Origin of the sequence: Geodermatophilus sp. TF02-6 (assembly GCF_003319115.1) — a bacterium.
Classification (GTDB): Bacteria; Actinomycetota; Actinomycetes; order Mycobacteriales; family Geodermatophilaceae; genus Geodermatophilus.
The window spans coordinates 47,873-72,356 of record NZ_QOHF01000011.1 but is presented as its reverse complement, the minus strand read 5'-3'; the positions used below and the strand labels follow the sequence as shown (position 1 = coordinate 72,356).

The following is a 24,484-nucleotide window of genomic DNA, read 5'->3' as shown; positions in this document are numbered from 1 at the left end:
TCACGGGGGGTCACAGGGGGTTCTCGACCGGGGCGCCGTCGACCAGCAGCAGCCGGCAGGCGGGACGGGCCCGCTCGGCGAGGACGCCCGGGAGGGTCTGCTCCGTCGCCCACAGCGCCAGGTGCGCGGGCGCGCCGACGGCCAGGGGGCCGACCGGGTGCTCGGCGCGCACCGCGTGCCAGCCGCCGTGAGTGGCGGCGGCGAAGGCGTCGACCGGCCGCAGCCCCGACCCGGGGGTGCGGTGGTCGACGGCGGCGTGCACCCCGCCCCAGGGGTCCAGCGGGGTGACCGGGGCGTCGCTGCCCAGGGCGAGGGCGACCCCGGCGGCGGAGAGGTCGGCCAGCGGGTTGCAGGCCAGCGCCCGCGCCGGCCCCAGCCGCTCGGCGTACATGCCGGCCGGGCCGCCCCAGGCCGCGTCGAACGCCGGCTGGACGCTGGCCACCATCCCCCACTCGCGCAGCCGGGCCACCGCCGGCGGGCCGGCCATCTCCACGTGCTCCAGCCGGTGCCGGCAGGCGCGCACCGCGGCACGGCCCAGCTCCTCGACCACGACGCCGACGGCGGTGAGCACCTGCTCGACGGCGGCGTCCCCGATACAGTGGAAGCCGGCCTGCACGCCGGCGCGGGTGCAGGCCCGCACGTGCTCGACCAAGGACGCCGTGGCGAAGCGCAGCGCGCCGGCGGTGTCGGCCGGTCGGCGTAGGGCGCGCACAGCGCGGCGGTGCGCGAACCGAGGGCGCCGTCGCAGAACAGGTCCCCCCCGGCGCCGGCCAGGCCCAGCTCGCGCACCACGCCCAACCCGCCGCGCTCGGCCAGCTCCCCCCAGTAGCCGAGCACCCGCGGGCCGGGCCGCTCGGCGGCCAGGGCCAGCAGCCCGGCGAGGTCCGCGGACCCGGAGACCTCCGGCCCGGCCATCTCGTGCAGGCAGCCGATGCCCAGGGCGGCGGCCGCGGCGAGCGCGGCCCGCTGGGCGCTGCGGCGCTGGGCGGCGTCCACCGCCCCGAAGGCAGCCTGCCGGGCCGCGTGGTGGGCGTCCAGCCGCAGCCACCCCTGGGGGGAGAACCCGGGCAGGTCGCCGATGCCCGACACCCGCTCCAGCAGCGCGGTGGAGACCGTGGCCGAGTGGACGTCGACCCGCGCCAGGTAGGCCGGGCGGTCGCCGACGGCGGCGTCCAGGTCGTGCCGGGTCAGCCCGCGGCCCTCCGGCCAACCGGTGTCGTCCCAGCCGGTGCCCAGCAGGACGCCGTCCGGTGTCCCGGCCGCGCGAGCGGCCAACGACGCCACCGCCTCCCTCAGGCTCACGCTCGAGTGCAGGTCGAGCCCGGTCAGCGCCAGGCCGGTCGCGGTGGCGTGCACGTGGGCGTCGACGAACGCCGGGGTGAGCAGCGCCCCCTCGCCGGCGACCACCCGGCCGGCGGCCGGCGCCTCGGCGGCGGCGCCGAGCCAGGCGATCCGCCCGCCGTCGACCAGCAGCGCCCGGCCGGACCGCTCGCCGACCGTCACGTCGCGGACCAGCAGGCTCATGCCGGCACCCGAGGGTCGACGAGCGCCCGCACGCCGGGGGTGGACCGGTACAGGTCGAGGGCCAGGGCCGCGTGCCCCGGCGTGTAGCCGTTGCCGATCAACATCGTCACGTCCGCTACCATCCCCTCCGCGCCCAGCGCCGCCCGGGAGAAGGACGTCGCCATCGAGAAGAAGACCACGGTGCCCCCGTCGGCCGTCGCCAGCACCGCCCCGTGCTCGGCGCCGGGCACGTCCACGCAGACCACGGTCACCTCCGCCGGCGTCGGCACGGCCGCGGCCACCGCCAGCGGGTCGGTGGCGTCGGCGACCACCACCCGGTCGGCCAGCCCGGCCGCGCGCAGCGCCGCGGCCTCGCCCTCGTCGCGCACCAGGCCGGTGAGCTCGCCCGCTCCCGCCGCCCGGGCGGCGGCCAGGCTCAGGCAGCCGGACCTGCCCGCCGCGCCCAGGACGACGACCGACCGCGCGCCGGTCCGCCGCACCACCCGGGCCGTGCTCGCCGGGGCGCCGCAGACGTCCAGCAGCGCCAGGGACACCGCGTCGGGCAGGTCGTCGGGCAGCACCGCGGCGAGCGAACGGGCGAACAGGACCGCCGTCCCCGCGGCGGGCACCTGCTCGCCGCGGCCGTCCCAGCGGGCCAGACCGTCGGTGAGCGCCAGCGGGGTCAGGGTGAGCGAGACCAGCGTGGCCACCCGCTGGCCGACGGCCAGGCCCAGCGGCGAGCACGGTCCGACCGCGTCGACCACCCCGATCAGCATGCCGCCGGAGCCGGTGACCGGGTTGTGCACCTTGCCCCGGGTGCGGACGACGTCCAGCACGGCCGCCCGGACCGCGTCCCCGTCCCCGCCGCACGCCGCGGTGAACTGGCGGAAGGAGGCGGCGTCGAGGTTCAGTCGCTGTACCGTGATGCGCACCTCGTCCGGGCCGATCGCCGGATCCGCGTCCAGCCGCTCCGCCGCCTGCGGCAGCACACCGGGCGGGGCGAGCACCCGGTGCACCCCGAGCGCCCGCCGCCGTGCATCTGTCGTGGAAACGCCGTCCATCGCGGAGAACCTAGCGCGTTTCGCGGTCTTAGCCGAAGATCTTCTCGTCTGGTCGTCCGTGCCGCGGACCCCGAGGAGGCGCCGACCGTGCTGGAGCAGCCGTACGAGTACACCGCCCGGGCGCTCGTCGAGCCCGACTGGCGCCGGCTGCCCGGGTTCGCCGACGTGACCGCGCAGCAGTGGCGCAGCGCCCAGTGGCAGCGCGCCCACTGCGTCAAGGACGTCCGCCAGCTGCAGCGGGTGTACGGCGACCTGCTCGACGGGTCCTTCTACGCCGACGTCGCCGCCGACCAGGCCGGGCGGGCCACCATGTCGCTGCTGCTGCCCCCGCAGATGCTCAACACCATGGTGCCCGCCGCCGTCCCGGACACCGCCGCGATGCGGGCCGACCCGGTGCGCCGGTACATGCTGCCGGTGGCCTCCGACCGGCTGCCCGGAGCCGCGGCCAGCCACCCCTGCGCGGTCCGCGACTCGCTGCACGAGCACGAGATGTGGGCGGTCGAGGGGCTCACCCACCGCTACCCCACCAAGGTGCTCGCCGAGTTGCTGGCCACCTGCCCGCAGTACTGCGGGCACTGCACCCGCATGGACCTGGTGGGCAACTCCACGCCCGCCGTCGCCAAGCTGCGCTTCGCGGCGAAGCCGGCCGAGCGGCACGCCGCGATGCTGGACTACCTGCGGGCCACCCCGAGCGTGCGCGACGTCGTCGTCTCCGGCGGCGACGTCGCCAACCTGCCCTTCGGCACCCTCGAGGCGTTCGTCTCCGCCCTGCTGCAGATCGAGTCGGTCCGCGACGTCCGGCTGGCGTCCAAGGCGCTCATGGGCCTGCCGCAGCACTGGCTGCAGGACGACGTCGTCGCCGGCATGACCCGGCTGGCGGCCACCGCCCGCCAGCGCGGCGTCTCCCTGGCCGTGCACACCCACGTCAACGCCGCGCAGCAGGTGACCCCGCTGGTCGCCGAGGCGGTGCGGGCGATGCTGGCCGCCGGCGTGCGCGACGTGCGCAACCAGGGCGTGCTGCTGCGCGGAGTCAACACCACCGCACCGGCGCTGCTGGACCTGTGCTTCGCGCTGCTCGACGGCGCCGGGGTCACGCCCTACTACCTCTACCTGTGCGACGTGGTGCCGGGCGCCGAGCACTGGCGGGTGTCGCTGGCCGAGGGGCAGACCCTGCAGGCCGACCTCATGGGCTACCTGCCCGGTTTCGCCACCCCCCGGGTCGTCTGCGACGTGCCCTACGTCGGCAAGCGCTGGGTGCACCAGGTCGCCGAGTACGACCGCGAGCGCGGCATCAGCTACTGGACCCCCACCCACCCCACCGGCATCGCACCCGCCGACGACGGCGCCCGCGCGCGCCGCTGCACCTACTACGACCCCGTGCACACCCTGCCCGAGAGCGGCCGGGCGTGGTGGCGGGCCCGGCAGGGCGACCCGGTCGCCGCCGGACGGGCCGCGGCCGCCTCCCGGGTCGCCTCGCTCGCCGACTGAGAAAGGACCCCCTCCTCCCCACCCCTCGCACGCTCGGGGCGGGTGCCCTCGACGGGGCCACCTCCCCGCCGCCCGGGTGGCCGGGGAGGGCCCCCGGCGGTAGGCAGGACGGCGTGACGGCCGGCCGCGGGGACCTGCGCACCGCCCGGCTGCGGCTGCGGTCGTGGACCACCTGCCGGGACGACCTCGCCCGGTTGACCGACCTCTACGGCCGGACCGAGGTGACCCGCTGGCTGGGCGGCACGCCGTCGGTCACCCCGGTCGAGCTGATCGCCCGATGGGCGGCGGTGTCGGTCGCCGACGCGCGCTTCGGCGTGTGGGCGCTCGAGGTCACCGCCGCCGGCACCGTCGCCGGCACGGTGCTGCTCAAGCCGCTGCCGGGCGGCGTCGGCGAGGTGGAGATCGGCTGGCACCTGCACCCGGACTGCTGGGGCCGCGGCTACGCCACCGAGGCGGCCCGCGCGGTCCTCGACCGGGCCTTCGCTGCCGGGCTGCCGGAGGTCTACGCCGTCGTCCGGCCCGGCAACCACGCCTCGGCCGCCGTCTGCACCCGGCTGGGCATGCACCGGCTGGGCCGCATGCGCCGCTGGTACGACGTCGAGCTGGACGCCTACCGGCTCACGGCGCCGGCGGCGGTGGAGTAGCCCAGCGCCGAGCAACCCAGCGCCGAGCAGCCCAGCGGTGTGCACGGGGCGGGACCGGGACCGGCCGCCCGGATCAGCCCTGGGTCGCCTCGACGGCGGCACGGACCACCGCGGCCAGGTCGCCGGTCTCCCGGTGCACCCGGCGCTGCCGGTCCGCCCCCGTCCCCCGGGACAGGACGGCGGCGACCCCGTCGGCGACCCGCCGCTCGTCGCCCGCGGCGGCCAGCGCGGGCCGCACGAGCTCGAGCAGCGCGGTGACCACCTCGGCGGCGGGCGCCGGGCGGCCGGTCGCGGGGTGCACCAGGTCCCCGCCCAGGCCGGAACGGCCGGCCCGCCAGGAGGCCGTGCGGAGCACCTCGCTGCGGACGGCGGGCGCCGGGGCTCCGGCCCGCCACTCCCGCGCCGCGGTCTCCACCAGGCCCCGCACCAGCCCGGCCAGGGTCACGGTGTCCTGGGCGTGCAGGGCGACGTCGGCGATGCGCACCTCGACGGTGGGCCAGCGCTCGGACAGGCGGGCGTCGAAGTACACCATCCCGGTGTCGACGATCGTCTGCGTGGCCATCAGCGCCGCGATGAGCCGGCGGTAGTCCGCGGCGTCGGCGAACAGCTCGTTCGGGCCGGAGGAGGGCCAGCGGTTCCAGGCCTGCGAGCGGAAGCTGGCGTACCCGGTGTCGCGGCCCAGCCAGAACGGCGAGTTCGCGGTCAGCGCGGTGAGCACCGGCAGCCACACCCGGATCCGGTTGAGGACGGCCACGCCCTCCTCCTCGTCGGCCACCGACACGTGCACGTGGCAGCCGCAGGTCAGCTGCTCGACGGCGGTCAGCCCGAAGGTCTCGGTCATCTCCGCGTAGCGCTCCCCCGGCGTGGCGACCGGCTCCACGCGGACCGGTGAGCTGGCCAGGGCGGCGACACGGGCGCCCACCGCCCGCGCGGCCGCGTCGGCCCGCCCCCGCCAGTGCCGCAGGTCGGCCCCGACGTCGTCGAGGGCCTCGCACACCCGGGTGCCGAACTCCAGCTGCTGCGCCTTGAGCTCGGGCACCAGCTGCCCCCGCGGATCCGCCCCGCCCGCCTCATCCTCGTCCTCGTCGGCGGAGTCGTCGGCGGAGTCGTCGGCGGAGTGGTCGGTGTCCGCCCGATCGGCACGGTCGTGCTCGGCGACCGTCTCGCCCTCCCCCCGCCGCGCCGCGACCTCGAGGGCGGCCGGCCCCAGCGGCACGGGTCGACCGCCGGGGTCGACGACCAGCAGTTCTTCCTCCACGCCCACCGTGCGCACGACGCCCATGGTCGCGAGCGTCGCACCGCCGCGCGCGGCGGGATCCCGCGGATGTCGGCCGGGTCGTCCGTCCCGGCCCCGGCGCCAGTTCGCCGGACGCCGGCTGGTGGGTGCCGAGGGGTCGGGGTGTCGGTGTGTCGTGGGTGGTCTGGTGCTGGGTCTTGTGTCCCTAAGTTGTGGATAACGGTAGGATGGCCGTGTGACCCGTGACTGGCAGGCCCCGCTGCCGCAGATGCCGGCTCCGCCGCCGGCCGAGGCCTGGCGCCGACTGCAGGCGCCGGAGGGCTACGAGGTCCAGTGGCGCCGGCTGGCCGAGGCGGCGCTCGAGCTCGGCCTCGGGCCCGACGCCCTGGTCGAGGACGGGATGGACACCGTCGCGGCAGCCCGGGACTGGAAGCCGGCCACCGTCGCCCTGTACAGCAAGGTGGCCCGCTACGGCGGGATCGCGCTGCCGCTGGTGCGCACGCCCGAGCCGACGCCGTCCACCCTGGAGTTGCGGCCACTGACCGAGATCCGCAGCGAGGACCCCGAGCACCTGCGCACCGTCGCCTGGTGCGCCCTGGCGCTCACCTGGCCGGCCACCGTGGGCCAGTTCCGCACGCTGCGGCGCGACCAGGTCCACGCGACCGCGCGCCGGCTGCTCGTGCGGACCGAGGAGGGCGAGTGGTCCGTGCCCGGCGCCGTGCGGGCGTGGCAGGCCTGGGAGACCACCCGGTCCCGCTTCCCCGCGCTGGCCGACAGCCCGTGGGTGCTGCCCGCCCTGCGGCGCGGCCCCGGGGTCCACTCGGCCGTCGGGGCCCAGCTGTCCACCCAGGCGCTGCAGGTCACCTTCGTCAAGCACGCCGTGCGCACCGCGCGCCACCTGCAGCGCACCGCGCCGCCGTCGCGGCGCGAGTGGGCCGACGCCCTCGCGGCGGCCTACCTGACCCTCTCCTACGACTCCTACCGTCGGCTGGCGTTGGCGGCCGGCGCCAGGCCGGTGGCCCCGCGCGGCGCGGTCCGGGCCGAGCGCAGCGCCGCGAAGGCCGCCCACGCCGTAGCCGAGCAGCCGACGAGCCCGTGACCTCGGCGGCGGGCGCCGGGCAGGTGCGGCTCCGCTGTCGCCGGGGCGGTCCGGCAACTGTCTTTTGGGGCGCTAGTTGGGGATAACGGACGTCGTTCGCCAGGGGTCCCAGCGCAGCGGGCGCTCGTCGTCGGGACGGTGCAGTGCCGGAGCGGGCCGGCGCGGCTCCCGGCCGGGTCAGTCGGCCGGTCCACGTCCGGGGTCATCGCGGCGAGCAGCCGGTCGAGGTTCCGCGAGGTGGACGCGTCGTACAGCTGCTCGATGCCGTCCGTCCCGGCCTCTGGTCCCGGCGTCCGGTCACAGCGGCGGGCGGTCCTCGTAGAAGGTGGAGAGCACCACCGTCGTCCGGGTGGTGACGTTGGCCGCCAGCCGGATCTTCTGCAGCAGCACCTCCAGCCCGTCGGGCGAGGCCACCCGCACCTTGAGGATGTAGCTCTCCGCCCCGGCCACCGAGTGGCAGGCCTCGATCTCGGTCAAGTGGGCCAGCCGGGCCGGGGCGTCGTCGGGCTGGGCGACGTCGATCGGGGTGATCGAGACGAAGGCGGTCAGCCCGAGCCCGAGCGAGCGCGCGTCCAGCCTGGCGTGGTAGCCGGTGATCAGCCCGCGCTGCTCGAGCCGGCGCACCCGCTGGTGCACCGCCGACACCGACAGGCCCACCCGCTCGGCCAGCTCGGTGTAGCTGGCCCGCCCGTCGCGGGCCAGCGTCGCCATCAGCGCGCGGTCGACGTCGGCCGACGTCCCGGGCCCGGCCGGGTCAGCCGGGGAGGGTGAGGAGCTCACGCGGACCCTCGTTGAGCGCGCTGACGCCGTCCGCGGTGCAGACGACGATGTCCTCGATCCGGGCGCCGCAGCGGCCCGGCAGGTAGATGCCCGGCTCCACGGAGAAGGCCATCCCCGGCGCCAGCGGCAGGTCGTTGCCCGCGACGATGTAGGGCGCCTCGTGGGTGTCCAGGCCGATGCCGTGCCCGGTGCGGTGGATGAAGTGCTCGCCCCACCCGGCCGCGGCGATCACCTCGCGCGCGGCCGCGTCCACGGCCTCGGCGCTCACCCCGGGGCGGACGGCAGCGGTGGCGGCCGCCTGCGCCTGCTGCAGCACGGCGTACCACTCGGCGACCTCGGGCCCGGGTGCCCGCCCCACCGCGTAGGTGCGGGTGCAGTCCGAGCGGTAGCCGGTGGCCGTCTCCCCGCCGATGTCGACGACCACGAGGTCGCCGTCGGCCACCACCCGATCGGAGAGCTCGTGGTGCGGGCTGGCGCCGTTGGGCCCGGACCCGACGATGGTGAAGTCCACCGCCACGTGCCCCTCGGCCAGGATCGCCGCCGCGACGTCCGCCCCCACCTCCGCCTCGGTGCGCCCGACCCGCAGCCACTCCCCCATCCGCGCGTGCACCCGGTCGATGGCGGCGCCCGCGGCGGCGAGCTCGGCCACCTCGGCCGGCGTCTTCACCATCCGCAGCCGGTCGACGACCGGACCGGCCAGCTCCAGCGCCGCCCTGGGCAGCGCCCGCTGCACCCCCAGGGCGTGCAGCGCCCAGGCGCGGTCGCCCACCGCCACGCGGGCCGGAGCCGCGCCGAGCCGGGCGGTGGCCGCGCGCGCCAGCAGGGCGAACGGGTCGTCGGTCTCGTCCCAGGCCAGCACCTCCAGCCCCAGGCCGGCGGCGGGGCTGGCGTCGACCATCGGCGCCTCCAGCCGGGGGACGACGAGGAACGGCGCGCCGCGGCGCGGCACCGCCAGGGCGGTGAGCCGCTCCATCGCGTGCGCGGCGTAGCCGCACAGGTAGCGCAGGTCCGACCCCGGTGTCACGACGAGCAGGTCGACGCCGGACTCCGCGGCGACGTCGCGGGCGGTGTGCAGGCGGTCGGGCGTCACCAGCGGCCCGGCGGGGGAAGCGGTCGGCACGGTCCGCAGCGTAACGACGGGGCACGACCGCGACCGCGTCGCCACGACTCCCGCCGACCGCGACGACTCCCGCCGACCACGGACGCCGACAGCGGCCCGGCCGTTACCGTCGCGGGCTGTGACCACGATGCTGCTCGATGCGGCCAGCTTGTACTTCCGCGCCTTCTACGGGGTGCCCACCAGCGTCACCTCGCCCGACGGGCGCCCGGTCAACGCCGTCCGCGGGTTCCTGGACATGATCGCGCGGCTGGTCACCGCCCACCGCCCCGAGCGGCTGGTGGCCTGCTGGGACGACGACTGGCGGCCGGCCTTCCGTGTCGCGGCGCTGCCCTCCTACAAGGCGCACCGGCTGGGCCCCGACGGCGGCGAGCAGACCCCCGACGAGCTGGGCCCGCAGGTACCGGTGCTCGTCGAGGTGCTCGCCGCGGCGGGGATCGCCCGCGTCGGCGCGCCCGGCTACGAGGCCGACGACGTCATCGCCACCCTGGCCGCCCGCGCGCGCGGCCCGGTCGACGTGGTCACCGGCGACCGCGACCTGTTCCAGCTGGTGGACGACGAGCGCGGCGTGCGCGTCCTCTACACCGCCCGCGGGATCACCGACATCGAGGCCGTCGACGAGGCGGCGGTGACGGCGAGGTACGGCATCCCGGGCCGGGCCTACGCCGACTTCGCCGTCCTGCGCGGCGACCCCAGCGACGGGCTGCCCGGCGTGGCCGGCGTCGGCGCGAAGACCGCCGCGGCGCTGGTCACCGCGTTCGGCGACCTGGCCGGCATCCGGGCGGCCGCCGCCCGCACCGTCGTCCCCGAGGCGCCGTTGACCGCCGCCGTGCTCCGCAGGCTGTCCGCCGGCGCCGACTACCTCGACGCGGCCCCGGTCGTCGTGGCCGTGGCCCGCGACATCGACCTGCCGCCGGTCGACGACGTGCTGCCGCGCCGCCCGGACGACCCCGAGGCGCTGGCCGCCCTCGCCGCCGCGCACGGCCTGCAGTCCTCGATCCGGCGGCTGGGCGCCGCGCTGGGCTGGCCAGCCGCCGCGACCGGCTGAAGCCGCCCGCGGGTCAGACCGGTCGCCACTGGTAGGCGGCGTCCTCGGGGTCGGTGATCCGGATCTCCAGGGTGACGTCCTCGCCGTCGGCGGTGGTCCCGGCGCACCGGTAGACGGCGCCGTCCTCGACCTGCATCCGCCGCGGGCAGGTGAGGTCGACGGCCACCCCCCACCGCTGCTCGAACTGGGCGGCGACGTCGCGTTCGACGGCCGTCCGGTCCAGCAGGGTGTCGCCGAGGAGACGGGCGAGCACCACGGCGAGGACCAGCAGGCCGGCGAGGGCGACCAGGCCGAGGTAGAGGCGGGTGTGCGACCTCCGGGCGACCGTCGCGCCGCCGTCGGGCACCGGGCCGGGCCCGTACGGCGGCTGCCCGTACCCGGGCTGGCCGTACGGCGGGGCGCCGTGCTGCTGGCCGTACGGTGGCTGGCCGTACGGTGGCGGGCTCCACGGACCGGGCGAACCGGGGACGCCCGGCTGCCCCGGGGGCGGCGCGTAGGGCTGTCCGTACGGCTGTGGCGGCGGCCCGTACGGCGGCCCCGGCGGGCCGGAGGAGGGCGTCTGCTGACCGCCGTACCCGCCCGGGGCGCCCTGGCCGTATCGCTCCGGCCGGTCGCCACCCTGCGGTGCATCGGTCATGGTCGCTCCCGTCGAGGGTCCAGGGGCCGGGCGTGCCGGCGAGGGGATCGTATGGGCGAGGGGATCGTGCACCACCGGGGACGGCCCCGACGGCGGGCCGAGGGCAGGTCAGCCGCCCACGGCGACCGCGACGACGCCGCGCCGGACCCGGTCCACGGCCCGGCGCGCGGTCGCCCCGACCGGGTCGCCGGCGACCTTGCCCAGCTGGTCGAGCAGGTCGATGAGCTGGCGCGCCCAGCGCACGAAGTCCCCGCCGGACAGCTCGGTGCCGGCCTGCTCGGCCCCGGCCAGGACCCGGTCGAGGCCCTGCCCGTCGGCCCAGCGGTAGGCCGCCCAGGCGAAGCCGAGGTCGAGGTCGCGGGTGGCGGGCACGCCGTGGGCGAGCTCGACGTCGGCCAGCCGCGACCGGATCCGACGCATCTCGCCGATCGCCGCGGCCACCTTCCCCGCCGGCACCGCCGCCTGGACCGGCGTGTCCCGGCGCGCCTCGAACACCAGCGGAGAAACGACGGCGGCCAGCTCCGCGGGGGTCAGGCCCCGCCACGCGCCCGCCCGCAGGCACTCGGCGACCAGCAGGTCGGCCTCCGACCAGATCCGGGCCAGCCGCCGGCCGTCGTCGGTGACCACCGGGACGTCGTCGGCCGCGCCGACCTCCCCGGTGTCGGCGGGCACCAGCGGCGCCACCTCGGGCACCAGGTAGCCCAGCTCCTCGAGGACGTCGCAGGTGGCGTCGAACTGGCGGGTCAGCGAGCCGGTGCGCTCGGCCATCCTCCGGTGGGTGGCCTCGGCCTCGCGCACCCCCCGCAGCCAGCGCTCGGCGGCGCGCACCCGCTCCTCCCGGTCGGGCAGCCGGTGCACCGGGTGCGCGCGCAGCGCCCGGCGCAGGTCGTGCAGCACCGGGTCGTCGGCGGCGGCCGAACGGTGCTTGACCCGCCGGGCGCCCAGCTCGTGCTCCACGCGGGCGTTGCGCAGCGTGGCGGCCAGGTCGCGGCGGGCGTGCGGGCTGCGGTGGTTGAAGTTCCTCGGCACCCGCACCCGGGCCAGCGCAGTCACCGGCGTCGGGAAGTCCACGGCGCCCAGCCGCCCGGCCCACCGGTCCTCGGTGAGCACCAGCGGGCGCGGCTCGGTCAGGTCGGTGACCCCGGGGTCGAGGACGACGGCCAACCCCTGCCGGCGTCCGGACGGCACCCGGATCACGTCGCCCGGGCGCAGCGCGGCCAGCGCGTCGGCCGCCTCCATCCGGCGCTTGGCCTGCGAGTCGCGGGAGAGCTCCTTCTCCCGGTCGGCGATCCGCTGCCGCAGCGCCGCGTACTCGCCGACGTCACCGGCGTCCGAGTGCATCTCGGCCGCCCAGCGCTCGGCGTCCCGCTCGTGCCGGGCCGCCGCCCGGGCCAGCCCGACGACCGAGCGGTCGGCCTGGAACTGCGCGAAGGACGACGCCAGCAGCTCCCGGGCCCGCGCCCGGCCGTACGAGCCGACCAGGTTGACCGCCATGTTGTAGCTGGGCCGGAAGGAGGAGCGCAGCGGATAGGTGCGGGTGCTGGCCAGCCCGGCCACGACGGAGGGGTCCATGCCCGGCGCCCAGACGACGACCGCGTGCCCCTCCACGTCGATGCCGCGCCGCCCGGCCCGCCCGGTCAGCTGCGTGTACTCCCCCGGCGTCACGTCGACGTGCGCCTCGCCGTTCCACTTGACCAGCCGCTCGAGGACGACGGTGCGCGCCGGCATGTTGATCCCCAGCGCCAGGGTCTCGGTGGCGAACACCGCCTTGACCAGGCCGCGGACGAAGCACTCCTCGACGGTCTCCTTGAACGCCGGCACCAGCCCCGCGTGGTGGGCGGCCAGCCCGGCCAGCAGCCCCTCGCGCCACTCCCAGAAGCCGAGGACGTGCAGGTCCTCCTCCGGCAGCGAACCGGTGCGCTCGTCGATGATCGCGGCGATCTGCGAGCGCTCCTCCTCGTCGGTGAGCCGCAGCCCGGCGCGCAGGCACGCCTCGACGGCGGCGTCGCAGCCGTTGCGGCTGAACACGAAGGTGATCGCGGGCAGCAGACCGGCGCGGTCGAGCCGCTCGACGACCTCCGGCCGCGCCGGCGGGCGGTACCGCGGGCGCCAGTCGCGGTCGCGCCGCGAGCCCCCGGGCCCGCCCCCGCCCCAGCTGTCCAGCCGCCGCTCGTACTCGCGCACGTACCGCACCAGCTCGGGGTCGACCACGCTGGCCCCCCGCTCGCGGGTGGACTGCCCGCGCGGGGTCTCCCCCTGCTCGCCGGCGTGCGCGGCCGGGCGCAGGCTGAACAGGTCGAACACCCGGTGGCCGACGAGCATGTGCTGCCACAGCGGGATCGGGCGGACCTCGCTGACCACGACCTTCGTGGAGCCGCGGACGGTGACCAGCCAGTCGGCGAACTCCTCGGCGTTGCTCACCGTCGCCGACAGCGACACCAGGGTCACTGACTGCGGGAGGTGGATGATCACCTCCTCCCACACCGCGCCGCGGAACCGGTCGGCCAGGTAGTGCACCTCGTCCATGACGACGTAGCCGAGGCCGTCGATCGCCGGGGACTCCGCGTAGAGCATGTTGCGCAGCACCTCGGTGGTCATCACGACCACCGGCGCGTCGCCGTTGACCGCGTTGTCCCCGGTGAGCAGGCCCACCCTCGCCTCGCCGTAGCGCTCGACCAGGTCGTTGTACTTCTGGTTGGACAGCGCCTTGATCGGCGTCGTGTAGAACGCCTTGCGCCCCTCGGCCAGCGCCTTGTGGACGGCGAACTCGCCGACGACCGTCTTGCCCGCGCCGGTGGGCGCGCACACCAGCACACCGGCACCCTCGTCGAGGGCCTCGCAGGCCTCCACCTGGAAGGGGTCGAGCGAGAAGCCGAGCTCCGCGGTGAAGTCGGCCAGCGCGGGGTGGGCCCCCCGCCGCCGGGCAGCCGCGTACCGCTGCGCAGGGCTGGACACGCCTCCACGGTAGGCGCGCGGCCGCGCGTCAGCCCCGCCACCTCCCGGCGCGCCTCCCACCTGATCACCACAGCCGCGGGACGTCCGCCGGAGCCGCGCTGCAGGGCGGCTCCGGCGGACGTGGAGCGGCTCCGGTCGGCTCGGCGGTGATCGGGCTTGACGCCTCGGTCGGTAGTTCAGTTGGGGATAACGGCCATTCGGCGGATGCGACGCCCCGGAGCGTCGGCCGGGCGGTCAGCGGATGGTGCCGACCACGCGCAGCGCGCCGGGGACGCACCGGGCGACCACGGGCAGCGGTGCGACCGGCTCGCCGTCGGCGTAGGCGACCAGTCCCTCCCCCGCGACCAGTCCCTCCCCGGCGACCAGTCCCTCCCCGGCGACCAGTCCCTCCCCGGCGACCAGTCCCTCCCCGGCGACCAGTCCCTCCCCGGCGACGAGGCCCTCCTCCACCAGCTCCACCCGGCCGGCCCGGTGCACGGTGACCGCCGGGTGCCCGAGGTGGCCGCCGGCGGTCAGCCGCGGCCGGGTGCGCACCAGCTCGCGGCGGCTGACCGGCCCGACCACGGTGACGTCGAAGCGCCCGTCGGCGGGGTCGGCGGCCGGGCAGACCCGCATCCCGCCGCCGTACCAGGCGGTGTTGCCGACGGCGACCAGCGTCACCGCCAGGGTGCGCGCCTCGCCGTCGAGGACCAGGGTCAGCCGCCGCGGGCGCAGCCGGGCCAGCTCGGCGAGGATCGCCACGTCGTAGCGGCGCCGGCCGCGCGGCCAGCGCAGCCGGTCGGCCCGCTCGCTCACCGCCGAGTCGAACCCGCAGCAGAGCACGGTGGCCCACCAGCGGTCCCCGGCGCGGCCGGCGTCGATGGCGCGGACCCGACCGGCGTGCAGGTCGACGGCGGCCGCCCGCGCCGCGGCGAGCGGGTCGCGGGGCGTGCCGAGGGCCAGCGCCAGGTCGTTGCCGGTGCCGGTGGGGACGACGGCCAGCGGGGTCGGGGTGCCGGCGACCGCCTGCAGGCCGGCGTGGGCGGCGCCGTCCCCACCGATCGCGACGACCGCGGCGGCGCCGGCGGCGACCGCGTCGGCGGCCTGCCGCTCGGCCGCGGTCCGGGTGCTGGCCGGCAGCACCCGGGGGCGCAGCCCGGCGGCCCGCAGCACGTCCAGCACGGGAGCCGTCGCGACCCGGGACCGTCCGCGGCCGGCTGCCGGGCTGACCAGGACGGCGACCTCGATGTCGCGACCGGCCCCCGTGCAGGGCCCCGCCGCGAGCCTGCGAGTGGTGGGGGGCAGGGGGGTCCTCTCTCAGCCGCGGGAGCTGTCGACCGGCGCGGCCCGGTCGTCCTGGCCGGGGCCCTCCCGGCGCAGGTCGTCGAAGGGGGTGGGCGCTGCGTCCAGCCCCGACGGGGTCGCGTCGAGCCGGGACGGGCGGGCGTCGAGCGGGGACGCCTCGTCGTCGGGCAGGTCGTGGAAGTGCGCCACGGCCGCCTGGCGGGCCCGCCGCCGGTCGACCACCCGGGCGATCTGGATGGCCAGCTCGAACAGCACGATCATCGGCAGCGCCATCGCCAGCATGGTGAACGGGTCCTGCGTCGGCGTGACGAAGGCGGCGAAGACGATGGTCAGGAAGAAGATCCACCGCCGCGAGCTGCGCAGCACCGCGTAGGACAGGACGCCGACCAGGTTGAGCGCGACCGCCACGAGCGGCACCTCGAAGCTGACCCCGAAGGCCAGCAGCACCGAGACGACGAAACCCAGGTAGTCCTGGGCGGTCAGGGCGACGGCGACGTTGTCACCGGCCAACCCCAGCAGCAGGGTCAGCCCGGCGCGCAGCGAGAAGTACGCCAGCACCGCGCCGAAGGCGAACAGCGCGGTGGAGGCGGCGACGAAGGCGAGCCCGTAGCGCTTCTCGCTCTGCTTCAGGCCCGGGGTGATGAACGCCCACAGCTGGTAGAGCCACAGCGGCGCCGAGACGACCGTGCCGGCGATGAAGGCGATCTTGAGCCGGATCAGTGCACCGCCGAAGACGTCGGTGACCAGCAGCCGGCAGTCGCCGGCGCTCTCCCCGGTGCCCAGCGCGCGGTTGTCGGCGGGGATGGCGCAGTACGGAGCGCGGATGAACGCACCGAGGCCGTGGTCGTACCACCAGAAGCAGACCGCCGTGCCGAGCAGGACGAACAGCAGCGCCAGGGCGATGCGGTTGCGCAGTTCGGTCAGGTGCGCGATGAGCGTCATCGTCGCCGCGGGGTCGCGCGGCGAGCGGCGTCGCCGCAGCCGGAACCGTCGGGGGCCGTGCTCGCTCACCGGAGTGCCGGCTACCGGCGTCAGCGGGGAGGGTCGGCCGGACCGGTCTGCTGGGCGGCGCGGGCGCGCAGCTCGGCGGCCCGGGCCTCGGCGGCCCGCGCCTCGCTCTCGAGCGCCTCGCGGTCGCCCGCGGGAGCCGGCGGGAGGACCTCACCGCGCACCGGGGTGGTCCGGGTGTGCACGTCGTCGTCCTTCATGCCCTTCATCTCGCCCTTGAAGATCCGCAGCGAGCGGCCCAGCGAGCGGGAGGCGTCGGGGAGCTTCTTGTAGCCGAACAGCAGCAGGATGGCCAGGATGATCAGGATGATCTCCGGCGCGCCGAGCGTGGGCATCGCGTCCTCCGTGGGTGGGTGGCGTCGCCGATGCTACGTCCCCGTCGGGGTCGTGAGACCCGTGTGACCGGGGATCGGTGGAGAGGTCGGTCCGACCGCGGCAGCTGCGCGGCCCGGGCGGCGGTGGCCTGTGCCTGTCCCCTGCGCCCGGCCCCTGTGCCTGGACGGGGCTGTGCCTGGACGGGGACCGGGCGCACCTGCCGCTCCAGCGCCGCGACCTCCCGGCGCGGCCGTCGTGCTAGCCGTCGTGACCGGTTCCCGGCCGCCCGCCGGCGGCCGGCCCGGAGCCCGCGTAGCGGGCCAGCGCCGCCCGGGCGTCGGCGGCCACCGCCGCGGCCAGCTCGGCCGGCCGGTCGACGGTGGCCGCTCCGCCGAGCGAGGCCACCAGGCGCCGCGCCCAGGCGACGTCGGCGGTGCGCACCGCGACCGCCAGGCCGCCGGGTGGGTCGTCGACCTCCCGGGCGTCCTCCACCGGGTAGTACTCGGCCACCCAGCGCGCGGAGGGGGCCAGCCGCAGCCGCACCACCGGGGACCCGGGCTCGGGCTGGTAGAGCCCGGCGTCGACGTCGCGCAGCGCGGCCTCCGGCGGCGGCGCGGCCGGCTCGTCGAGCACCGCCACGTCGTCGATGCGGTCCAGGCGGAACAGCCGGACGCCGGCGACCTCCCGCGACCACGCCTCGAGGTACCAGCGGCCGTCGACCAGCAGCAGCCGCATCGGGTCGACCGTGCGCTCGGTGCGCTCGTCGCGGGTGGGCACGTAGTAGTGCAGGTGCAGCGCCCGCCGCCGCTCCAGCCCCTCCCGGACGACGGCCAGCGCCTGCTCGCGGGCGTCGACCGACAGCGCGACCGGGCTGACCCGCTCGGCGGCCGACCCCGCGGCGGCCGACACCTTGGCCAGCGCCCGGCTCACCGCCTCCTGCTCGGCCAGCCCGGGCAGCTCCAGCAGCGCGCGCAGCGCGACGACGAGGGCCACCGCCTCGTCGGTGGTCAGCCGCAGCGGCCGGACCATGCCGGCGGTGAAGGTGACCCGCACCCGGTCGCCCTCGAAGGCCAGGTCGATGAGGTCGCCGGGGCCGTAGCCGGGCAGGCCGCACATCCACAGCAGTTCCAGGTCGCGGCGCAGCTGGCGCTCCGGGACGCCGAAGTCGCGGGCGGCCTCGGCCAGCGGCACGCCCTCGGGCCGGGCGGTGAGGTACGGGACGAGGGAGAGCAGCCGGGTCATCCGCTCGGTCGTGGTGGGAGCGCTCATGCCCGCTCCTCCGGGGCCCGCTCCCCCGGGGCCCGCTCCCCCGGGGACATCGCCGCCAGCCGGGTCAGCCGCGCGACCACGGCCTCGCGCACCGCGGCCGGCGCCTCGACGAGGACGTCGGACCCGTAGGCGGCCAGCTCGTCGGCCAGCCGCATCGGCTCGGTGGTGCGCACCTGCAGCCGGTCGTCCCCGTCCTCGGCCGCCCCGAGCGGGGTGGCGTGCCGGCGCAGCCCGATCGCGGTGCCCGGCCGGGCGCGGACCACCGCCAGCTGCTCCTCTCCGCGAGACTGCCCGGCGACCATGGCCGCCAGGTCGACGTCCGCCGGCGGCTCGAAGGCACCCGCCGGGCCGGCCGCCCGCGGCGTGCCGACCACGCGGGAGAGCCGGAACACCCGCGGCGCCTGCCGGTCGAGGTCCAGGCCGCCCAGGTACCAGCGGCCGTGCCAGGCCACCACGCCCCACGGCTGCACGTGCCGGCGGGCGGGGGCGCCCTCGTCGGGACGGCGGTAGTCGAACTCCAGCGCCCGGCGGTCGCGGGCGGCGGCGTAGACCGGCTCGAACGCCGGCTCGTCGGAGTCCAGCCGCGGCCGCAGCGGGATCGCCCCGACGGTGTCGACGTCGACCCCGGCGGCGCGCAGCTTGACCAGCGCGCTCTGCGCGGCGCCGGCCAGCTGCGCGGACTCCCACAGCCGCAGCGCCAGGCCGACCGCGGCGGCCTCCTCCCCGGTCAGGGTGATCTCGGGCAGCTCGTAGTCGGCGCGGGCGATGCGGTAGCCGTCCTCGGTGTCGAAGACGCTGGTGCGGCCGGTCTCCAGCGGCACGCCCATCTCGCGCAGCTCGGCCTTGTCCCGCTCGAACATCCGCTTGAACGCCTCGTCGGCGCGGGCGGTGCCGTCGTCGGGCTCGTAGCCGGGCACGGTCGCCCGGATCCGCGCCGCCGTGACGTACTGCCGGGTGCCGAGCAGGGCGATGACCAGGTTGACCAGCCGTTCGGCCCGCTTCGCCGCCACGGGCCCAGGCTAGTCACGAGGCGGGCGCTCCCGCTCTGGTTAGCCTGCCCGCATGGGGGAAGTCGGGACGACGACGTACCGGATCCGGTGGCGCCGCGGCACGGTGACCGCGCTGGGCCGCTCCTGGCGGGACGCGCAGGAGCTCACCGCCGAGGTGCCCGGCGACGGAGAGGTGCCGGCACTGGCCCACCCGTCGCTGGTCGGGGTGCCCGAGGTCGGCGACACGGTGCTGCTCAACACCACCGCCTGGGCGCAGCGGCTGGGCACCGGCGGGTACGCCCTCGTCGTCGCCGTCCCCGACCGCCTGCCGCCGGACCCGACCGGGCCGGGGCACCTGGTCAAGGCCCGGTACACCCCGCTGCAGGTGAGCGTGCAGGGCGTCGACGAACAGGACAGCGCACAGCACCGCGCGATCGTCGACGCCGAGGACCTCGGCGGGATGCCGGTCGTCGTCGCCGACCTGCACTCGGCGCTGCCGGCCGCGCTGATCGGCGTCCTGGCCACCGACCCGGACCTCACGGTCGCCTACGTGATGACCGACGGCGGCGCGCTGGTCGCCGGGTTCTCCCGCACGCTGTCGGCGCTGGCGCCATCGCTGGCCGGCGTGGTCACCGTGGGCCAGGCCTTCGGCGGGGACCTGGAGGCGGTCACCGTGCACACCGGGCTGCTGGCCGCCCGGCACGTGCTGGGCGCGGACGTGGCGGTCGTGACCCAGGGGCCGGGCAACCTCGGCACCGGGACGCCGTGGGGCTTCTCCGGGGTGGCCGCGGGCGAGGCGTGCAACGCCGTCACCGTGCTCGGCGGGCAGGCGGTCGGGGCGCTGCGGATCTCCGACGCCGACCCGCGGCCGCGGCACCGCGGGGTGTCCCACCACTCGCTGACCGCGTTCGGCCGGGTCGCGCTCGGCGGGGTGACGCTGGTCGCCCCGCGGGGGTTGGGCTCGGAGCTCGGCGGGCAGGTGGAGGAGGACCTCGCCGGCCAGCCGGAGCGCAACCGGGTGGTGTGGATGGACGTCGACGGGCTGGAGGAGGCGCTGGGGTTGTCCCCCGTGCCGCTGAGGACGATGGGCCGCGGGTACCCCGAGGAGCGGGCGTACTTCCTCGCCGCGGCCGCCGCCGGCCGCTACGCCGCCCTGCGGGTCCCGCTGCCCGACGAGGAGGACTGACCCCGCCGGCCCGCCGTCACCCCTGCCCGTGCCACCGCCGGCCGTGATCACCGCCGGCCGTGATCACCGCCAGCCGTGATCACCGGCGGCTGGCGGTCCGACACGCCGACGAAGACCACCACCCGCCGATGATCACGGCCGCGCGTGGCATCACATCGAGGCGATGAGCTTGTCCACCCGCTCGTCGACGGCCTTGAACGGGTCCTTGCACAGCACGGTGCGCTGGGCCTGGTCGTTGAGCTTGAGGTGCACCCAGTCGACGGTGAAGTCCCGGCGCTTCTCCTGCGCCCGGCGGATGAACTCCCCGCGCAGCCGGGCCCGGGTGGTCTGCGGAGGCACGTTCTTGGCCTCGAACACCCGCGGCTCGTGGGCCACCCGGGCGACCTGGTTGCTGCGCTCGAGCAGGTAGTACAGGCCGCGCCGACGGCTGATGTCGTGGTAGGCCAGGTCCATCTGGGCGATCCGCGGGTGCGACAGCGGCAGGCCCCGCTTGGCGCGGTAGCGCTCGATGAGCTGGAACTTGGTGGCCCAGTCGATCTCGCGGTCGATGAGCGAGAGGTCGCCGGTGTCGACGGCCTTGAGCACCCGCCCCCACAGCTCGAGCATCTGCCGGTGCACCGGGCCGAAGCCCTCGCGGTCGACGAACTCCGCGGCGCGGGCGTGGTACTCCGACTGGATCTCCAGCGCCGACATCTCCCGGCCGCTGGCCAGCCGCACCTTGCGTCGTCCGGTCATGTCGTGGCTGATCTCGCGGATGGCGCGGATCGGGTTCTCCAGGCTCATGTCCTTGATCGGGACGCCGGCCTCGATCATCCGCAGCACCAGGTCGGTGACGGCGACCTTGAGCAGCGTCGTCGTCTCGTTCATGTTCGAGTCGCCGACGATGACGTGCAGCCGCCGGTAGCGCTCGGCGTCGGCGTGCGGCTCGTCGCGGGTGTTGATGATCGGCCGCGACCGGGTGGTGGCCGACGAGACGCCCTCCCAGATGTGCTCGGCGCGCTGGCTGATGCAGTAGATCGCCCCGCGGGGGGTCTGCAGCACCTTGCCGGCGCCGACGACGATCTGCCGGCTGACCAGGAACGGGATGAGGACGTCGGCCAGCCGGCTGAACTCGCCGTGCCGGCCGACCAGGTAGTTCTCGTGGCAGCCGTAGCTGTTGCCGGCGGAGTCGGTGTTGTTCTTGAACAGGTAGATGTCACCGGTGACGCCCTCCTCGGCCAGCCGCTGCTCGGCGTCGACCAGCAGGCCCTCGAGGATCCGCTCGCCGGCCTTGTCGTGCACGACCAGCTCGGTGAGGTCGTCGCACTCGGCGGTGGCGTACTCCGGGTGGCTGCCCACGTCGAGGTACAGGCGCGAGCCGTTGCGCAGGAAGACGTTGGAACTGCGTCCCCAGGACACGACGCGGCGGAACAGGTAGCGGGCCACCTCGTCCGGGGACAGGCGGCGCTGGCCGCGGAAGGTGCACGTGACGCCGTACTCGGTCTCGATCCCGAAGATCCGTCGCTCCACATACCGAGCCTAGGCGCCGATGCCGGCGCCAGCCGCTTCTCCACATCCCGTGCCGCAGGCTCGTCGGGCCGCGGAGGTCACCCGCGGCGGTCGTCGAGACGGCGCAGGAGGTCGCGGGCGGCGTCGACGACCTCCGGGTGGTAGTTCTGGGCCGCGCGCTGCTCGGCGTGGATCAGCGCCGCACGGTCGACCCGGTGCAGGTCGCCGTACGGGAAGGCGTACCGCTTCCCGGTGTCCTCGGAGGCGTCCGGGTCGGCGGCCAGGGGCCAGGCGCCCCAGTGGGCGTGGCCGTGCTCCTCGATGGAGGCGTTCTCCTCGGCGGTCGACGGCGCGGCCTGCGACCACGCGACGCCGACGTCCACCGAACCGGCGCCCGGACGGCGGCCCCCGTGCAGGGTTCCGCCGCCGGCCCCGTCCCGAGGCTCAGGCCCCGTTCAGAGGCTCACCGCGAGCGTGCGAGCGGTGAGGAGAACGGGGTCCTTCACCGAAGGGTGAGGAGGACGGGGTCCTTCGACGGTGGGGGCACGGGGGTCCTTCCTCAGGTGGTCGGTGCCTGTCCCCCGCCGCCCGCCGTCCCCCCGGTGTCCGGCGCGGTGGGGTCCCCCAGCCCGGCCGGCGCGCCGGGCGCCGGGGTGCTGGGAGCGTGCGCGGCGGTGTGCGGCTCCTCGACGGTGTCGGCCGCGGCGGTGTCCCCACGGTCGAGCAGGGTGCGCAGGGCGGCGCCGACGATGCGGCGGAAGGCGCGCTTGGGCCGCCGCCGGTCGAGGACGGCGACCTCCAGCTGCTCGGCGGACAGCAGCGACGGGCCGCCGTTGCCGGCGGTGGTTGCCGGGCTGACCGCCGACAGCGCCTGCACGCCGACCCGCAGCGCCTCGGCCAGGCCCATGCCGGGCAGGAAGTGCTCGCGCAGGTGGGCGCTGACCGCGTCGGCCTGGCCGCCCATGACCACGAAGTCGGGTTCGTCGACGACCGACCCGTCGAAGGTCAGCCGGTACAGCTGGTCGCTCTCCGGGGTGTCGCCGACCTCGGCGACGCACAGCTCGACCTCGTAGGGCTTCATCTGCTGGGTGAAGATCTCGCCCAGGGTCTGCGCGTAGGCGTTGGCGATGACCCGGCCGGTGACGTCGCGGCGGTTGTAGGAGTAGCCGCGGACGTCGGCCAGCCGCACCCCGGCCACCCGCAGGCTCTCGAACTCGCTGTAGCGGCCGACCGCGGCGAAGCCGATCCGGTCGTAGAGCTCGCCCACCTTGTGCAGGGTGGAGCTGGGGTTCTCGGCGATGAACAGCACGCCGTCGGCGTAGGTGACCACGGCGACGCTGCGGCCGCGGGAGATGCCCTTGCGGGCGTACTCCGAGCGGTCGCGCATCAGCTGCTCGGGCGAGGCGTAGTACGGCATGGTCACGGCGATCAGCCCTGCCCCTCGGCCGCGGCCCGCTCATCGACGATGCCGGCGGCGACCGCGGCGACCTCGTCGTCGCCCAGCCGGGCCGCGCCCTCGGCGTCGACCCGGTAGACGATCGGGTACAGCCGGCGCACCGGGTCGGGGCCGCCGGTGGCCGAGTCGTCGTCGGCGGCGTCGTAGAGCGCCTCGACCAGGCTGCGCGTCGCCGCGGCACCGTCCATGCCCGGCCGCCAGGTCTTCTTCAGCGAGTTCTTCGCGAACAGCGAGCCGGAGCCGACGGCGGCGTAGCCGCGCTCCTCGTAGTTGCCGCCGGTGACGTCGTAGCTGAAGATCCGGCCCGGGATGGCGTCCGGCGCCGCGTCGAGGTCGAAGCCGGCGAACAGCGGAACGACCGCCAGCCCCTGCAGCGCCGCACCCAGATTGCCGCGGATCATCTGGGCCAGCCGGTTGGCCTTGCCGTCGAGGGACAGCGTGAGCCCCTCGATCTTCTCGTAGTGCTCCAGCTCGACCTGGTAGAGCCTGACCATCTCGATGGCGATGCCCGCGGCGCCGGCGATGCCGATGACCGCCCAGGAGTCGGCCGGGAACACCTTCTCGATGTCGCGCTGGGCGATCATGTTGCCCATGGTGGCCCGCCGGTCGCCGCCCATGAGGACGCCGCCGGCGTAGGTGACCGCGACGATCGTGGTGCCGTGCGGCGTGACGTCCCCGACCGGCAGCTGCGGCACCGGGCGACGGCCCGGCAGCAGGTCGGGTGCGGCAACCGCGAGGAAGTCGGTGAACGAGGAGCCCACCCGGTCCAGGTAGACGGGACCGAACCCGCTCCGACCAGCCGACGACTCGTTCACCCATCCGCCCTTCCCGCCGAGCTCACCGGCGTGGATCGTGCTGCCTCCACGACCCTACCGGCGAGTCCACGGCGCGGCTGTCCGCCTCGGGCGAAAGCCGTCCGTGCGCGGTCACCTCCAGCCGGCGACGGCGGGCGCCGCCCGACTGCTCTCGGCTGCTGTCAGGCCTTGGCCTGCACTGCCAGCCACCGGGCGTACCCGGGGCTGCGGCGCCGGCCACGCGGACGCAGGTGGGGCGGGGGGCCGGGCCGCTCACCGGACTCCGGTCGTCGGGTCGCCGCCGCCTGGCGGGCGCGGTGCCGCTCGACGTAATCGGCCGCCGCGTGCAGGACGGCGGGGTCGTCCCTGAACTGGCCAAGCCCGCCGTTGCAGTTGAAGCAGAGCAGCTCTCGCACCCAGCCCGTCTCGTGGTCGTGGTCGACATGCTCAGCCGGAGCCGACCTGCAGATGGCGCAGAGTCCGCCCTGCGCTGCGAACATCGCGTAGGCGTCCTCGCCCGTGATGCCGTAACGCCGACGGAGATGGTAGGTTCACTCACCGCCCACGAGTTCCTCCGAGGCCCGCCCGCGGGCGTTGTGGCACGGTTTGCAGTACGACGCCACGCCGGACTTTGAAGCGGCGTTGCGGCCAAACTCCGTAAGAGGCTTCACCTCGCCGCAGTCAGGACACCACTTGCGCCCATCAGGGACGTTGAGCCCACGCGGATAGCGCCTCTTCGGCCCACCGCTCCGTCGATCCCGACTCGCTTGATGTCGGACACGCGCGTGCTCACGACAGTAAAACGCATATCCGTCGCGCGAATTGCGATTACGTGTGAAGTAGGAAATGGGCCGCTCGTAACCGCAATCCCGACAGACCTTGCTGTCCATGAATCAAGATGATCTTGGTCACTGACCCCCTTTTTGTACGTACGAGCGAACGAATTCCTCGCTGTTCTCCTCCAAGACCTCGTCGATCTCGTCGAGGATGGAGTCGACGTCCTCGGTCATCTCCTTGTGGCGCTCGGCGACCTCGGTGTCGACCGAGGCCTCGGCCTCCTTGGTCTCCTCCCGGGTGCGCGTCGCGCGCTGCTGACCGCCGGTGTCCCGCGTGGCCATCGCTGCCT

22 protein-coding genes and 2 pseudogenes are annotated in these 24,484 nt (G+C 76.0%); 5 read left to right on the top strand and 19 right to left on the bottom strand.

Translation table 11 applies throughout. The features are described 5' to 3' along the window. Positions 1-10: 10 nt before the first annotated feature. The 3 genes and pseudogenes from DQ238_RS24095 to DQ238_RS11745 all read right to left on the bottom strand — a co-directional run bounded on the left by DQ238_RS24095 (position 11) and on the right by DQ238_RS11745 (position 2,564). Positions 11-712, bottom strand: a complete 702-nt coding sequence (locus DQ238_RS24095) for an amidohydrolase family protein (protein ID WP_255418046.1) — start codon at positions 710-712, stop codon at positions 11-13. A 32-nt stretch (positions 713-744) separates the two neighbouring features. Then, positions 745-1,524: pseudogene (locus DQ238_RS24090) on the bottom strand (amidohydrolase family protein); the annotation flags it as partial. Then, positions 1,521-2,564 carry an L-erythro-3,5-diaminohexanoate dehydrogenase gene (locus DQ238_RS11745; RefSeq protein WP_113781465.1) on the bottom strand — a complete coding sequence of 348 codons (1,044 nt, stop codon included), beginning with the start codon at positions 2,562-2,564 and terminating at the stop codon, positions 1,521-1,523. The pseudogene DQ238_RS24090 and the gene DQ238_RS11745, both read right to left, overlap by 4 nt. An 87-nt stretch (positions 2,565-2,651) precedes the next feature. On the opposite strand from DQ238_RS11745, the gene DQ238_RS11740 reads away from it, so the two are divergent. Both DQ238_RS11740 and DQ238_RS11735 read left to right on the top strand, forming a co-directional pair. Beyond that, positions 2,652-4,052: a KamA family radical SAM protein gene (locus tag DQ238_RS11740; protein ID WP_113781464.1), complete on the top strand. Its 1,401-nt coding sequence runs from the start codon at positions 2,652-2,654 to the stop codon at positions 4,050-4,052. Between the two features lie 113 nt (positions 4,053-4,165). Beyond that, entirely contained in the window at positions 4,166-4,696 is a 531-nt protein-coding gene (locus tag DQ238_RS11735) for a GNAT family N-acetyltransferase (RefSeq protein WP_113781463.1), read from the top strand. Between the two features lie 73 nt (positions 4,697-4,769). On the opposite strand, the gene DQ238_RS11730 is transcribed toward DQ238_RS11735, so the two are convergent. Then, positions 4,770-5,978, bottom strand: coding sequence for a glutamate--cysteine ligase (locus DQ238_RS11730; RefSeq protein ID WP_113781462.1), 1,209 nt, complete (start codon positions 5,976-5,978; stop codon positions 4,770-4,772). Positions 5,979-6,168: 190 nt separating this feature from the next. Between DQ238_RS11730 and DQ238_RS11725 the strand changes: the two genes are divergently transcribed. Next, positions 6,169-7,032 (top strand): hypothetical protein, encoded by an 864-nt coding sequence (locus DQ238_RS11725; protein WP_113781461.1) that lies wholly within the window; start codon positions 6,169-6,171, stop codon positions 7,030-7,032. A gap of 297 nt (positions 7,033-7,329) precedes the next feature. On the opposite strand, the gene DQ238_RS11720 is transcribed toward DQ238_RS11725, so the two are convergent. Continuing rightward, positions 7,330-7,812: an Lrp/AsnC family transcriptional regulator gene (locus DQ238_RS11720; protein ID WP_113781460.1), complete on the bottom strand. Its 483-nt coding sequence runs from the start codon at positions 7,810-7,812 to the stop codon at positions 7,330-7,332. Then, complete coding sequence (locus DQ238_RS11715; RefSeq protein ID WP_233495899.1) at positions 7,787-8,932, bottom strand: Xaa-Pro peptidase family protein; 1,146 nt, start codon at positions 8,930-8,932, stop codon at positions 7,787-7,789. The genes DQ238_RS11720 and DQ238_RS11715 overlap by 26 nt, the downstream gene beginning before the upstream one ends. 127 nt (positions 8,933-9,059) lie before the next feature. Here DQ238_RS11715 and DQ238_RS11710 point away from each other — a divergent pair, with 127 nt between their 5' ends. Then, complete coding sequence (locus DQ238_RS11710; RefSeq protein WP_113781542.1) at positions 9,060-9,977, top strand: 5'-3' exonuclease; 918 nt, start codon at positions 9,060-9,062, stop codon at positions 9,975-9,977. A gap of 13 nt (positions 9,978-9,990) precedes the next feature. Here the strand turns inward: DQ238_RS11710 and DQ238_RS11705 are convergent, their stop codons facing one another. From DQ238_RS11705 to DQ238_RS11675, 7 genes are all read right to left on the bottom strand, one after another. Beyond that, positions 9,991-10,614: a DUF4333 domain-containing protein gene (locus tag DQ238_RS11705; RefSeq protein ID WP_113781458.1), complete on the bottom strand. Its 624-nt coding sequence runs from the start codon at positions 10,612-10,614 to the stop codon at positions 9,991-9,993. Between the two features lie 108 nt (positions 10,615-10,722). Further along, a complete protein-coding gene (locus tag DQ238_RS11700; RefSeq protein WP_113781457.1) occupies positions 10,723-13,569 on the bottom strand; it encodes an RNA helicase in 2,847 nt (948 codons plus the stop codon). A gap of 234 nt (positions 13,570-13,803) precedes the next feature. Next, complete coding sequence (locus DQ238_RS11695) at positions 13,804-14,781, bottom strand: diacylglycerol kinase family protein (RefSeq protein WP_305037567.1); 978 nt, start codon at positions 14,779-14,781, stop codon at positions 13,804-13,806. A gap of 84 nt (positions 14,782-14,865) precedes the next feature. Then, on the bottom strand, positions 14,866-15,864 hold the full coding sequence (tatC, locus tag DQ238_RS11690) for a twin-arginine translocase subunit TatC (protein ID WP_233495897.1): 999 nt from the start codon (positions 15,862-15,864) through the stop codon (positions 14,866-14,868). A 20-nt stretch (positions 15,865-15,884) separates the two neighbouring features. Further along, positions 15,885-16,196 carry a Sec-independent protein translocase subunit TatA gene (gene tatA, locus DQ238_RS11685; protein ID WP_113781455.1) on the bottom strand — a complete coding sequence of 104 codons (312 nt, stop codon included), beginning with the start codon at positions 16,194-16,196 and terminating at the stop codon, positions 15,885-15,887. A 238-nt stretch (positions 16,197-16,434) separates the two neighbouring features. Further along, positions 16,435-17,445: a YafY family protein gene (locus tag DQ238_RS11680; RefSeq protein ID WP_113781454.1), complete on the bottom strand. Its 1,011-nt coding sequence runs from the start codon at positions 17,443-17,445 to the stop codon at positions 16,435-16,437. Further along, positions 17,442-18,455: a YafY family protein gene (locus DQ238_RS11675; RefSeq protein WP_113781453.1), complete on the bottom strand. Its 1,014-nt coding sequence runs from the start codon at positions 18,453-18,455 to the stop codon at positions 17,442-17,444. Before DQ238_RS11675 ends, DQ238_RS11680 begins: the two co-directional genes overlap by 4 nt. A gap of 52 nt (positions 18,456-18,507) precedes the next feature. Between DQ238_RS11675 and DQ238_RS11670 the strand changes: the two genes are divergently transcribed. Next, on the top strand, positions 18,508-19,620 hold the full coding sequence (locus DQ238_RS11670) for a DUF3866 family protein (RefSeq protein WP_113781452.1): 1,113 nt from the start codon (positions 18,508-18,510) through the stop codon (positions 19,618-19,620). A 150-nt stretch (positions 19,621-19,770) separates the two neighbouring features. Here DQ238_RS11670 and pafA read toward each other — a convergent pair whose 3' ends face one another. The 6 genes and pseudogenes from pafA to DQ238_RS11640 form a co-directional block, all read right to left on the bottom strand. After that, the gene (pafA, locus tag DQ238_RS11665) at positions 19,771-21,129 is read right to left on the bottom strand and encodes a Pup--protein ligase (RefSeq protein ID WP_113781451.1); all 1,359 of its coding nucleotides are present in this window, start codon (positions 21,127-21,129) and stop codon (positions 19,771-19,773) included. A 77-nt stretch (positions 21,130-21,206) separates the two neighbouring features. After that, the gene (locus DQ238_RS11660; RefSeq protein WP_199506296.1) at positions 21,207-21,491 is read right to left on the bottom strand and encodes a hypothetical protein; all 285 of its coding nucleotides are present in this window, start codon (positions 21,489-21,491) and stop codon (positions 21,207-21,209) included. Positions 21,492-21,667: 176 nt separating this feature from the next. After that, positions 21,668-22,525, bottom strand: a complete 858-nt coding sequence (gene prcA / locus DQ238_RS11655) for a proteasome subunit alpha (RefSeq protein ID WP_233495911.1) — start codon at positions 22,523-22,525, stop codon at positions 21,668-21,670. 11 nt (positions 22,526-22,536) lie between these two features. Further along, positions 22,537-23,379 carry a proteasome subunit beta gene (prcB, locus tag DQ238_RS11650; RefSeq protein ID WP_113781448.1) on the bottom strand — a complete coding sequence of 281 codons (843 nt, stop codon included), beginning with the start codon at positions 23,377-23,379 and terminating at the stop codon, positions 22,537-22,539. 161 nt (positions 23,380-23,540) lie between these two features. Continuing rightward, positions 23,541-23,891: pseudogene (locus DQ238_RS23750) on the bottom strand (endonuclease VII domain-containing protein); the annotation flags it as partial. A gap of 375 nt (positions 23,892-24,266) precedes the next feature. Then, positions 24,267-24,476, bottom strand: coding sequence for a ubiquitin-like protein Pup (locus DQ238_RS11640; protein ID WP_113781447.1), 210 nt, complete (start codon positions 24,474-24,476; stop codon positions 24,267-24,269). Positions 24,477-24,484 lie beyond the last annotated feature (8 nt).

Excerpts from the sequence above, each read along its gene's own strand:
- DQ238_RS11745 (WP_113781465.1), bottom strand. The coding sequence starts at position 2,564 with ATGGACGGCGTTTCCACGACAGATGCACGGCGGCGGGCGCTCGGGGTG.
- DQ238_RS11705 (WP_113781458.1), bottom strand. The coding sequence starts at position 10,614 with ATGACCGATGCACCGCAGGGTGGCGACCGGCCGGAGCGATACGGCCAG.
- tatA (WP_113781455.1), bottom strand. The coding sequence starts at position 16,196 with ATGCCCACGCTCGGCGCGCCGGAGATCATCCTGATCATCCTGGCCATC.
- DQ238_RS11640 (WP_113781447.1), bottom strand. The coding sequence starts at position 24,476 with ATGGCCACGCGGGACACCGGCGGTCAGCAGCGCGCGACGCGCACCCGG.
- DQ238_RS11680 (WP_113781454.1), bottom strand. The coding sequence starts at position 17,445 with ATGAGCGCTCCCACCACGACCGAGCGGATGACCCGGCTGCTCTCCCTC.
- prcA (WP_233495911.1), bottom strand. The coding sequence starts at position 22,525 with ATGCCGTACTACGCCTCGCCCGAGCAGCTGATGCGCGACCGCTCGGAG.
- DQ238_RS11710 (WP_113781542.1), top strand. The coding sequence starts at position 9,060 with ATGCTGCTCGATGCGGCCAGCTTGTACTTCCGCGCCTTCTACGGGGTG.
- DQ238_RS11730 (WP_113781462.1), bottom strand. The coding sequence starts at position 5,978 with ATGGGCGTCGTGCGCACGGTGGGCGTGGAGGAAGAACTGCTGGTCGTC.
- DQ238_RS11670 (WP_113781452.1), top strand. The coding sequence starts at position 18,508 with ATGGGGGAAGTCGGGACGACGACGTACCGGATCCGGTGGCGCCGCGGC.